At 64.7% G+C, this 11,349-nt stretch carries 10 protein-coding genes; 5 read left to right on the forward strand and 5 right to left on the reverse strand.

What is annotated here, in order from left to right:
- Positions 1–20: 20 nt before the first annotated feature.
- From AC6CIE_RS13320 to AC6CIE_RS13330, 3 genes are read right to left on the reverse strand one after another with little or no spacing between them, the layout of a single operon-like run.
- Positions 21–302 carry a YkgJ family cysteine cluster protein gene (locus AC6CIE_RS13320; protein ID WP_498092387.1) on the reverse strand — a complete coding sequence of 94 codons (282 nt, stop codon included), beginning with the start codon at positions 300–302 and terminating at the stop codon, positions 21–23.
- A complete protein-coding gene (locus AC6CIE_RS13325) occupies positions 299–1,063 on the reverse strand; it encodes a YdcF family protein (protein ID WP_175138726.1) in 765 nt (254 codons plus the stop codon). Before AC6CIE_RS13325 ends, AC6CIE_RS13320 begins: the two co-directional genes overlap by 4 nt.
- A 19-nt stretch (positions 1,064–1,082) precedes the next feature.
- A complete protein-coding gene (locus tag AC6CIE_RS13330; protein ID WP_498092389.1) occupies positions 1,083–2,051 on the reverse strand; it encodes a glycosyltransferase family 9 protein in 969 nt (322 codons plus the stop codon).
- A gap of 103 nt (positions 2,052–2,154) precedes the next feature.
- On the opposite strand from AC6CIE_RS13330, the gene msbA reads away from it, so the two are divergent.
- The 4 genes from msbA (at position 2,155) to AC6CIE_RS13350 (ending at position 8,038) form a co-directional block, all read left to right on the forward strand.
- Entirely contained in the window at positions 2,155–3,930 is a 1,776-nt protein-coding gene (msbA, locus tag AC6CIE_RS13335) for a lipid A export permease/ATP-binding protein MsbA (RefSeq protein ID WP_175138724.1), read from the forward strand.
- A 165-nt stretch (positions 3,931–4,095) separates the two neighbouring features.
- Positions 4,096–5,901, forward strand: coding sequence for a monovalent cation:proton antiporter-2 (CPA2) family protein (locus tag AC6CIE_RS13340; protein ID WP_218345051.1), 1,806 nt, complete (start codon positions 4,096–4,098; stop codon positions 5,899–5,901).
- Positions 5,902–6,035: 134 nt separating this feature from the next.
- A complete protein-coding gene (locus tag AC6CIE_RS13345; protein ID WP_175125694.1) occupies positions 6,036–6,263 on the forward strand; it encodes a hypothetical protein in 228 nt (75 codons plus the stop codon).
- 284 nt (positions 6,264–6,547) lie between these two features.
- Entirely contained in the window at positions 6,548–8,038 is a 1,491-nt protein-coding gene (locus tag AC6CIE_RS13350) for a sensor domain-containing diguanylate cyclase (protein WP_498092391.1), read from the forward strand.
- A gap of 65 nt (positions 8,039–8,103) precedes the next feature.
- Here the strand turns inward: AC6CIE_RS13350 and AC6CIE_RS13355 are convergent, their stop codons facing one another.
- A complete protein-coding gene (locus AC6CIE_RS13355; protein ID WP_498092393.1) occupies positions 8,104–8,805 on the reverse strand; it encodes a DUF3053 domain-containing protein in 702 nt (233 codons plus the stop codon).
- Positions 8,806–8,970: 165 nt separating this feature from the next.
- Between AC6CIE_RS13355 and AC6CIE_RS13360 the strand changes: the two genes are divergently transcribed.
- Positions 8,971–9,183, forward strand: coding sequence for a hypothetical protein (locus tag AC6CIE_RS13360; RefSeq protein ID WP_498092395.1), 213 nt, complete (start codon positions 8,971–8,973; stop codon positions 9,181–9,183).
- 17 nt (positions 9,184–9,200) lie between these two features.
- Here AC6CIE_RS13360 and rng read toward each other — a convergent pair whose 3' ends face one another.
- Positions 9,201–10,664 (reverse strand): ribonuclease G, encoded by a 1,464-nt coding sequence (gene rng / locus AC6CIE_RS13365; protein ID WP_498092397.1) that lies wholly within the window; start codon positions 10,662–10,664, stop codon positions 9,201–9,203.
- Between the last annotated feature and the right edge of the window lie 685 nt (positions 10,665–11,349).

Genomic DNA, 11,349 nt, shown 5'->3' on the forward strand with positions numbered 1-11,349 from the left:
CGGGGCTGCGAGCCCCGTTTTCAGTGGTGCGGCGCTGTCGCCCGTTCCAGGTCGGCCAGCCAGCGGATGGCGTGTTCGCGGTCCGAGCCGCACATCTCGTGTTCCGGCTGCAGTCCGCCGCAGAAGTCCGGGCGGGAAGGGTCCCCAAAGATGGCGCACCGCATGTCCGGCAGCAACTGAATACAGGGCACGCCCGCGGGCTTGCCGTGCGGCATGCCCGGAATGGGCCGCGTGATCGACGGCGCGATGCAGCAGGCGCCGCATCCCGCGCGGCATTCCAGCGCGGCGGCGGCCAAGCTCATACCCATCCGCGCAACCAATAGACAAAGAGCCCGGCGTATTCCTTCACGATCGAGCGGCTGGCATCGAACGTACGTTCGTCGGGCAGCCACAACGACAGCGAGCCGTCAGCCGGCGCCACGATCTGCGGCGGCGCGGGGGCGGCAATCACTTCCACGCCCTGCTTGGAAAAGGCCGCCATCGCGCGGGGCATGTGCAACGCGGACGTGACCAGGAGTACCTTGCCGATGCCGCGGGACTTGAGCTGGTCCTCGGTCAGCGTGGCGTTTTCGTAAGTGGTGCGGCTGGCGTTTTCCAGGATGAGCGCCGACTCCGGCACCCCTTGCTGGCGGATCGCGTGCGCCATCCCGCGAGCTTCGCTGACGTCGCCTTCCAGGGCGCCGCCCGACAGCAGGACCTTGGGCGCGCGGCCCGCCAGATACAGCTGGGCGGCCGCGTCCACGCGTACGATCGCCGTGTCCTTGTCATAGGGCAGGAACCAGTTGGCGCGGCCGTTTGCCGTGTTGCCGCCCAGCACCACGATCGCGTCTGCCGTTGGCATTTCGGTGGGCGGTTTGTGCGGATACCGGTTCTCCAGGGCGCCGCCGGCCCATAGCGACGTGGCGGGCAAGGACCAGGCCAAGGCCCAGAGCAGACCCGCGGCAACGAGGGTCAAGCCGATCTTGCGAAGCCGGAACAGTCCCAGCACCAGGCCAAGGACCACCAGAGTGATGCACAAGTTGAAGGGAATGATCAGATTCGTGAGATAGCTGGAAAAGGTCATTTCGAGACTGTCCTGATTACTACGTACCATCCAGCAGGCGCTCGGCCTGCCGTGTCACTTCTTCCTGCGACGGCCACGCCTGGTCGGAGCCGACGCACACCGCGCGCGGGGACCAGGGGCCGGTGCGCTGCGGTTGCGTCACGCCGAACAGCGTGAGCTGCCGGGCCGATGCCGCCGCCGCCACGTGCGACACGCCGGAATCGTTACAGATCACCAGCGTGGCCCGCGCGGTCAAGGCCGCAAAGGCGCCCAGTCCCAACGGGGGCAGCAACTGCGCCGTGGGCGCACTGCGCCGGGCTTCGTCGGTTTCGGCCGGAGGGGGGCACATTACCACGGTATGGCCGCGGGCCTGCAGGGCGCGCGTCAGTGTATCGAATCCCGGCCAGACCTTGATCCGGCCCTTGTGCAGGCCGGTGGCGGTCGGCGCGATCAGGACGAAGGGCCGGCCGTCCAGCCCGGCCTGGACCAGCGCCTCGCCGGCCGCGCGCTCGTGCGCCGCCGTCAGCGGCAGGTCCAGCGTCGGCCCCGGCTTGGCCGGACCGCTCGGCAGATTCCACCGGGTCAGGGCTTCGCAGGTGAGGTGATGCCAGGACTCGACGGCGTGCATCGGCTGGGCGGGCTTGGCGAACGGCCAGCGCAGCAGGAAGCTGCGGCCATCGTCGCGGTATCCCGCCGACGGCACGCCGGCCAGGCGGAACACCAGCGCGCTGGACAGGGAATCCGGCAGCAGCAGGCCGCGGGCGCGGCGGCCTTGTGCACCCAGCCCCCGGCGGTGCGCGCTGACGGCCGCCCGGTCCGGGCCCACCTTGCCTCGCATGGGAATGAAATCCAGCTTGTCCACGCCATCGAGCAGATCGCGGGCCCAGGGACGGGCGCAGAGGACCAGGGGGAGACCGCTTGCGGCCAGGGCGCGCAGGCTGGGCAGGCTCATGCAGACATCGCCCACCCAGTTGGGCAGGCGGACATACAGGCAACTGATATCGGACATGGAAGGGCGCACGGGCGCGGATAGGGCTAAGGGGGCGGGGACGGCGCGCACGCGCGCAGCCGGTACAATCCTGGGCACAATTGTATAAAAGCGAGTGATCCCTTTGAATTCTGCCGCACGGAATGCGCCAGCGGGCTCCCAACCCGTCAAATCCGAACTCTGGTCCCGGATCTACAGCCGCGTGGGTTCCTATTGGAAGGGTTTGTTGGCGGCTGTCCTGCTGATGGCGGGCGCCGCAGCCACGCAGCCTGTGCTGGCGGTCATCATGAAGCCCCTGCTCGATGGCGGTTTCTCGGGCGCCAAACCGTATTACGTCTGGGCGCTGCCGCTGGCGGTCGTCGGCCTGATCCTGCTGCGCGGCATCTGCAACTTCTTCAGCGACTACCTGCTGGCCTGGGTGGCCAACAACGTGCTGCTCGGCATGCGGCGCGACATGTTCGAGCGCCTGCTGGGCCTGCCCGACGCGGACTTCAAGCGCGGCGACACCGGCCGCCTCCTGAACCGCTTCACCATCGACGCCGGCAATGTTACTGGTTACGCCACCGACGTCATCACGGTGCTGGTGCGCGAAACCCTGGTGGTCATCGCCCTGATCTGCGTCCTGCTCTATATGTCGTGGGTGCTGACGCTGATCATCCTGGTCATGCTGCCGGTCTCGGTCATGATCTCGCGCTTTTTCATCAAGCGGCTGCGCCGCATCAACCGTGAAACCGTCAACATGAATGCCGAGCTGACCCGCGTGGTCGGCGAAGGCATCGACGGCCAGCGCGTCATCAAGCTGTTCGACGGCTACGACGTCGAACGCGGCCGTTTCGATTTCGTCAGCCGACGCCTGCGCCGCTTCGCCATGCGCACGGCCACCGCCGACGCGGCCCTGACCCCGCTGACCCAGGTCTGCATCTCCATCTCGGTGGGCGCGGTCATCGCCGTGGCGCTCAGTCAGGCCAATAGCGGTTCGCTCACCGTGGGCAGCTTCGCCTCGTTCATGGCCGCGCTTGCCCAGATCTTCGACCCCATCAAGCGCCTCACGAACGTGGCCGCCCGCATGCAGAAGATGCTGGTGTCGGCCGAAAGCGTGTTCACGCTGATTGACCAGGTGCCGGAAAACGACACCGGCACCAAGGAACTGCCCGAGCCCGTCCGCGGCAAGGTCGAATTCCGCAACGTGTCGCATCGCTTTCCCGATGCCGACCGCGACACGGTCAACGACATTTCCTTCGTGGTCGAACCCGGCCAGACCGTCGCCCTTGTGGGCCGGTCCGGCAGCGGCAAGACCACGCTGGTCAACATGCTGCCTCGCTTCGTGCTGGCCGATAGTGGCCAGATCCTCGTGGACGACGTGCCCGTCGACGACCTGACGCTGCGCAGCCTGCGCTCGCACCTGTCGCTGGTCAGCCAGGACGTCGTGCTGTTCGACGACACCATCGCGGCTAACGTCGGCTACGGCGCGCTGGGCAAGTCCAGCGAGCAGAAGGTGCGCGACGCGCTCGCCGCCGCCAACCTGCTCGAGTTCGTTGAAGGCCTGCCGCAGGGCATCAACACGCCGGTGGGCGAAAACGCCGCGCGCCTGTCCGGGGGCCAGCGCCAGCGCCTGGCGATCGCGCGCGCGCTCATCAAGAACGCACCCATCCTGATCCTGGACGAAGCCACGTCCGCGCTCGACAACGAATCCGAACGCCAGGTGCAGGCCTCGCTGGAGCGCCTGATGAAGGGCCGCACCACGCTGGTCATCGCGCACCGCCTGTCCACCGTGCAGAACGCCGACCGCATCATCGTGCTGGACGCCGGACGGATCGTCGAACAGGGGCCGCACGCCGAACTCCTGGCAGCCGACGGCCTGTACGCCTCGCTGTACAAGATGCAGTTCCGGGAAGACTGAGCCGTCGCGCGTCGTTCCCCAGCCGCCGCCCTTCGGGGCGGTTTTTCATTGCCGAAGTTCCTGTTTGCCAATCCCGTGGTTTGCCGGAAAATGGTCCCAGCCCGTGCGTAGCGGGCTGGGCGGCGTCCCAGGCGCTTCGGCCCGCCATGCAACCAGGAGCGCTCCATGGCCCTGCCTTCCGAAGGCAATCAAGTCCTTAACGTCGTCGTTCTGCTCGGCGCAGCGGTGATTGCCGTCCCCTTGTTCAAGCGCCTCGGGCTGGGCTCGGTCCTGGGCTATCTGGCCGCCGGTCTGGCGATCGGCCCCTTCGGCATCGGCTTTTTCTCCGATCCCAAATCCATCCTGCACGTCGCGGAACTTGGCGTGGTGATGTTTCTGTTCATCATTGGCCTGGAAATGCAGCCGTCGCGCCTATGGAAGTTGCGCGGCGAGATCTTCGGGCTGGGCGTCGCGCAGGTCCTGGTCTGCGGCGCGCTGCTCACGGGCGTGGGCTTGCTGGCCGGCCTGTCGGGCGCCGCCGCGTTCATGGCGGCAATGGGCTTTGTGCTGTCGTCCACGGCCATCGTGATGCAGATCCTGGCCGAGCGCGACGAGACCACCAGCGCGCAGGGCCAGCGCATCGTCTCCATCCTGCTGCTCGAAGATCTGGCGATCGTCCCGCTGCTGGCGCTGGCTGCCTTGCTGGCGCCCGCGGGCAGCGGCAGCGATGGCGATCCCTGGTTGCAGGCGGCCATCGCGGTCGGCTGCATTCTGGCGCTGCTGGCCGCCGGCCGGTGGCTGCTCAATCCGCTGTTTCGCCTACTGGCCGCGGCGCACGCGCGCGAAGTCATGACCGCGGCGGCATTACTCGTCGTGCTGGGCGCGGCGCTGCTGATGGAACTGGGCGGACTTTCCATGGCCATGGGCGCATTCCTGGCGGGCGTCCTGCTGTCCGAGTCCACGTTCCGCCATCAGCTCGAGGCAGAGATCGAACCCTTTCGCGGCATCCTCCTGGGCCTTTTCTTCCTGGGCGTGGGCATGTCGCTGGACCTGTTGGCCGTGGCGCGCGAATGGCCGCTCATCCTGGCGGGCGTCGTCGTCTTCATGGCCGTCAAGTCCGTGGGCGTGTATGTCGTGGCGCGGCTGCTTCGCGCGACGCATGCCGAAGCGATCACCCGGTGCGCGTTGCTGGCGCAAGGCGGCGAATTCGCCTTCGTGCTCTACAGCGCGGCGGCGGAAAAAGGCATCTTCGATGCGCATACCGGCGCGGTGCTGACAGCGGTCGTCATCATTTCCATGGCGCTCACGCCGCTCTGCGTCCTGGCGTTGCGTTGGCTGTTGCCCAAGCCCGTGCCCTCCATGGACGGCGTGGACGTGGCCCGGGACTTGGACGGTTGCGCGCTGATCGTGGGTTTTGGCCGTTTCGGCCAGATCGTGACCCAGGCGATGCTGGCCCGCGGGGTCAAGGTATCCATCCTCGACACCGATACCGACGCGATTCGCGCTGCGGCGAAATGGGGCGTCAAGGTGTATTACGGGGACGGTACGCGTGCCGACATGCTGCGTTCGGCGGGCGCCGAGAATGCCTGCGCCATCCTCGTGTGCATCAACGACCCGCGAGCCGCCACGCATATGGTGCAACTCATCAAGTCCGAGTTTCCGCTGGTGCGCCTGGTGGTGCGGGCCTACGACCGCATTCATTCACTGGCGCTTGCCCGCGAGGGCGTGGATTTCCAGGTCCGCGAAACGCTGGAGTCGGCGCTGGTGTTCGGCGAAGCGGCGTTGCGCGCCATCGGCGTGCCCCCGGACGAGGCCGAGGAGGTCATCCAGGACGTCCGGCAACGCGACACCGAACGCTTCGACCTCGAGGTGGCGGGCGGGCTGTTCGCCGGCCGCTCATTGCTCTACGGAAATATGACTGGTCAACCGGATGGCATAAATGACCGGCCGGACCGCGAAACCGGCGACGCCGCCGCAAGTCCATCCGCCTGACGGTTGTTTTTCGGCGCGCATTTCGGCTTCTTTGCATTACTTTACGCATCATTTCACGCGCAAAATCAAACGGCTAGGGTAGATTAATCCGCATGACGCTTCACTCAGGAAGCGCTTTTTGCCAGGGGGCTGCCATGCTGCAAACGGACCGTAATTCGACCACGTCGCACGTCATCGGAATCGAGCTTGCCCGGCGTCAGGCCATGACGCTTCGCTGCGGGTTCTCGGGCGTGCTGACGCGCCAGTTGATGGCGCAGGCCGGCGCGGTGGGGCCCGCATGGGCCATCAACGCCCACCGCGAAACCGACAAGGCGCGCGGCGCCAAGGCCTTCCCCTTCCGCATCGCCGCCGCAGTCTCCTGAAATTCGGCTCGGGCGCGCCGCGCCCGTCACCAGCTTCGCGCCGCGCCCGTCACCAGCTTCGCGCCGCGCCCGTCTCCAGGTTCGCGCCGCGCCCGTCGCCAGCTTTGCGCCGCGTCACCTGCGGCCCCGTCCCGCCATCAATACCGCCACCCGCGCTGATCGCCGCCCACGGTTCCGTGCCCCGGGCGGCGATGCCTTGCGCCCGGCATCGGACACCGGCATCATCATGCAGAACTTGCAGATGAACTACGCCACCCCGAACGCCATCGCGAAGGAGCGCCGTATTGAAATCCCGCGGGATCGTGCACCGCACGCTGTACGCGCTGGCCGGCCTCGTCGCCATCGGTATCTGTGCAGCGGCCATTTCCCTGTTATGGATGGATCGCCGCGTCACGTGGGAAGCCGCCTACGTATCGGCCCGCAACCTGGCCAGCGTGCTCGCCGCGGACATCGGCCGCACGTTGCACGTCTACGACCTTTCGCTGCAAGGCGTGGTCGAGCGCCTGCAAGACCCCGGCATTGCCGACCTCGACCCGCAATCGCTGCACCGGTTCCTCTTCGACCGTTCAGCCACGGCCGCGTATCTGGGCGCCATCGTCGTGCTCGACGCCCAAGGCAACATACGCTACGACTCGCTGGCCTTGACGCCGCCCAAGCTCAATTTCGCTGACCGCGATTACTTCCAGGTCCACCGGGACGCCGACGACACGGGACTCTTCGTCAGCCGGCCGTATAACAGCCGCTTGCGCGGCGGCGATGAAAGCATCGCCATCAGCCGGCGCATCACCAACCCCGATGGCAGTTTCGGCGGCGTGGTGGCCGGGTCCCTGCGTACGGCATATTTCCGCGACCGCTTTGCCGAAGTGTCCATCGGTCCGCACGATGCCATCACGGTCTTTCGCAACGACGGCGCCGTTCTCTTGCGCAATCCGTATTCCAGCGCCGACGCCGGCAGCGGCATCGACGTGCCGCTCGACTTCCAGCAATACCTGATCGGCCGCGAGGGCGCATTTGTCGGCGTGCTGTCGCACGACGGCGTCAATCGGCTCTATGCGTTCGACGCCATCGAGCGCACGCCGCTCGTGATCGACGTTGCGCTGGCCGTCGATGACCTGCTTGAACCGTGGGTCCGGCGCGCCGCGCTGATCGTGCCGATCACGCTGGCGCTCTTTGCCTCGGTCACGGCGCAGATCGTCCTCTTCAGGCGCGAGATGCGCTGGCGGCAGGCATTCGAAGCACAGTTGGCGCGTCAGGCGCAGACAGACGGGCTGACCGGCATCGCCAACCGGCGCACCTTCGACGACACACTGCAAGTGGAATGGGCGGCCGCGCGGCGCGATCGCACGCCGTTGTCATTGCTGTTTCTGGATGCCGATCACTTCAAGCGCTACAACGATCGGTATGGCCACCAGGAAGGCGACGTGCTGCTCCGGACGCTGGCCCTCACATTCCAGAAAATGGCCCGCCGCCCGCGCGACCTGGCGGCCCGTTACGGGGGCGAGGAATTCGTGGTGCTGCTGCCCGATACCGGCCTCGAACAAGCACAGGACATTGCCGAAGGCATCCGGCGCGCGGTCGCGGAGCTGGCCGTTGCGCATGAGGACAACGAAGGCGGCATCGTCACCGTCAGCATCGGCGTGGCCACGGCCTTGCCACACGGAGACGACGGTTCGGCGGCGCTTGTGGAAGCCGCCGACGCCGCGGTGTACCAGGCGAAGGCATCCGGCCGCAACCGCGTGGCTGCGGCGTCCGGCGTGATAACCGCGCCGGCATGAAAAAGCCCCGCCGCACCTTCAGGTGGCGGCGGGGCGATGCGCAGTGTCGGGTATTGAAGCGGCCTTTAGCGGCCCATCACCACGGCCTGCAAACGGGTCTGGGCCTGCTGCACATTCTTGGCCTGTGTATTCATCTCTTGCAGCAGCTTGTTCAGCTCGGCCTGCACGGCAGGGTCCGTCACGGACACGCTGTTGCCGGAGATCTCGATCTTCGACTTGTTCGCTTCGACGTAATCGGCAACCTTCAGGGCGACGTCGTAGGTGGCGTTGATCTGCGGCAGCACATCGGCAAACGTATCAGCCGGCAGGGTGATGGTCTTCTCGTAAGCCTTGTCGTACACGACCTTCAGGTCTTCAGGTTGCTTGAGCTGGGCGCGCGCCGCGTCAGCCTTGGCACGGTGTTCCTTCAGCGCCGCATTCATGTCGTTCAGACCGGCACGAACCGTCTTCAGGTCCTCGCGACGCGACACGATATCGTTCACCGAGCGCACCTGACCCTTCTGCAGGATCCCCGACAACGGCTTGACCGAAGCGTCCATGCCCGCGTTGAAGTCGGTGATCACCGCGTATTGGGCCGCGTAATCGCCAAACGACTTCTTTTCTTCATCCGTCAGTTTCGGCACGCGCACGCCCGGCTTGTCCACGATGCGCGTTTGCAGGAACTGCGTGAACGCGGCGCGCTGTTCGGGCTCCTTGTCGCCGCAGGCGGCCAGCACCAGCGGCAGGGCCGCGATCAGCACCAGGAACGGACGGAATAGGGACTTCATTGCAATGACCTCCGATTGACTAGGGAAAAGCGCCGAGGCGGTTACCCACCCGGCAAAGCGCCCGCAGCTTATCGATAACCCTTAGTCGCCGCCATCGGTTTCAGAATTCATTGCAAACGAAGCGTTAAGTCACAAAATCCATACATATCGAGTTGAAGCGTATGGGTGAATCAGGTAGGCCTCGTCACATTCGCCATCGCATTGCACGGGCAACGCGGTGAAGAACGGCTCGCCGTGCGGTTCACGGCCCGGCTCGCCGGCCAGGATGTGGTGTTCAACGGCGTCACGTTTGTGCCGCGTGACCTCTTGGATCTCGTGAAGCAAGAAATAAAAAAGCCGCGCAAACGTGCGCGGCTCTTCATTTGGTCCGATGACTAGGCATTCATCTGATGCTGTCATACCAGGATGATGTCGTATTTCTCCTGAGAGTACGTCGCTTCCACTTCCAGCGACACCCGCTTGCCCACGAAGTCACCCAGCATCGCCAGGTGCTGGCTTTCCTCTTCCAGAAAAAGGTCGACCACTTCCTGCGAAGCCAGAATGCGAAACTCCTTCGGGTTGAACTGCCGTGCTTCTCGCAGAATCTCCCGCAGGATTTCGTAGCAGACCGTGCGCGGCGTGCGCACATTGCCGCGCGACTCGCACATGGGGCAGGGCTCACAAAGCTGATGCGCCAGCGAATCGCGCGTGCGCTTGCGCGTCATTTCAACCAGACCCAGCTGCGTAAAGCCATTGACCGTCATGCGGGTCCGATCGCGTGACAGCGCCTTCTTCAGTTCCGCCAGCACCGTGTCACGGTGTTCCTGTTCCTCCATGTCAATGAAGTCCAGGATCACGATGCCACCCAGGTTCCGCAAACGCAGCTGGCGCGCGATCGCCTGCGCAGCCTCGAGGTTGGTCTTGAAGATCGTGTCGTCGAAATTGCGGCCGCCCACAAAGCCGCCGGTGTTCACGTCCACCGTCGTCAACGCTTCCGTCTGGTCAATGATCAGATAGCCGCCCGATTTCAGATCGACCCTGCGCGACAGCGCGCGCGCAATCTCATCGTCCACATTCGCCGTATCGAACAAGGGCCGCTCGCCGCTGTAATGTTGGATGCGGTCCACCACCGATGGCGTGTACACACGCGCCCATTCCAGCATCGCGGCCGTGGTCGTCCGCGAATCCACCAGGATCGACCCGGTATCGGGGCCGACCATGTCACGCAGCACGCGCTGCGCAAGCGTCAGGTCCTGGTGCAGCAGCGCGGGGGCGGGCTGCGTGCGGGCAGCCGCCTGCACGCTCGTCCACAGCTTGCGCAGATATTCCACGTCGGCAGTCAGCTCAGCGTCGTTGGCGCCCTCGGCCTGCGTGCGCACGATGAACCCGCCTTTCTCTTCTGACGGCATCAACGCCTGCAGACGCTCCCGGAGCTGGATGCGTTCCGACTCCGAATCGATCTTCTGAGAAATCCCGATATGCGGATCGTGCGGCAGGTACACCAGCATCCGCCCCGCCATGCTGATCTGCGTGGAGAGCCGCGCGCCTTTGGTGCCAAGCGGATCCTTGACCACCTGCACCATGAGGGTCTGTCCCTCAAAAATCAGCTTCTCGATCGGCGTCGGCGTCAACCCTTGGCTGCGCTCCGCACGATTCTCACGAAGATCCGCAATATGGATGAACGCGGCACGCTCCAGCCCGATGTCGATAAAGGCGCTCTGCATCCCAGGCAGCACCCGGACCACCCGGCCCAGATAAATGTTGCCAACATGGCCCCGCTGAATGCTTCGTTCGACGTGCAGTTCCTGGACCGAACCTTGTTCCACCAGCGCAACGCGGGTTTCGAACGGGGTAACGTTGATCAGGATGTCTTCGCTCATGGCGATCGCAGGGGGCATAACGTGTCTGTCTCCAATGAGATGCGGCGTACATGCGAATAGTAAACGTACATACTAGTCCCGCTAACAGGGGCTGCCGCCATCTATATATATAGGGAAGACCGTTCGCAAGCCATGCCGCACCCGGCGGAGCAGGGCGGATCAGCGGGGAAGCTGCCGATGCCAACAATAATTTTGCGACGCCGCCATGACAGCGCAAAATTCTGTGCTATAGTCTCGCTCCTTCGCAGCTCAGACAGTTTTGAGACGCGAAGCGAAGCAAGTGCAACAGGCGACGCGGGGCAACTCACCATCACCTGCCGCAACAGCAATCAGAAATGAGCGCTTGGCGGTTATTGCAAAGATCGACGCAAATCAGGCAGAAGCCAGTTGCAAGATCCGCAAAAATTGTGCTATAGTTTCGGGCTTGGCAGTTACTGAAGGGTTAGGGTTTTTCCTGATACTTCAATAGCTGCTGGGGCAGGACGAAAGTCCTGGCGAGACCAGAAGAGGTCGCCGCAAGAAAGCAAAGCAAAGCAAAATGCGAAGCTGACTTGACAAGCGATAAAAACTTCTTCATAATCTCGTTTCTCTGCTGCAACGACAGCGACGACGCGAAAGCGAAGTTAGCCGAAGTTGAAGGCAGAAACCAGTAGTACAGAATTTAGCAGTGCCGCTCTTTAACAAT

The sequence above is a fragment of the Achromobacter sp. GQ309 genome (assembly GCF_059759315.1).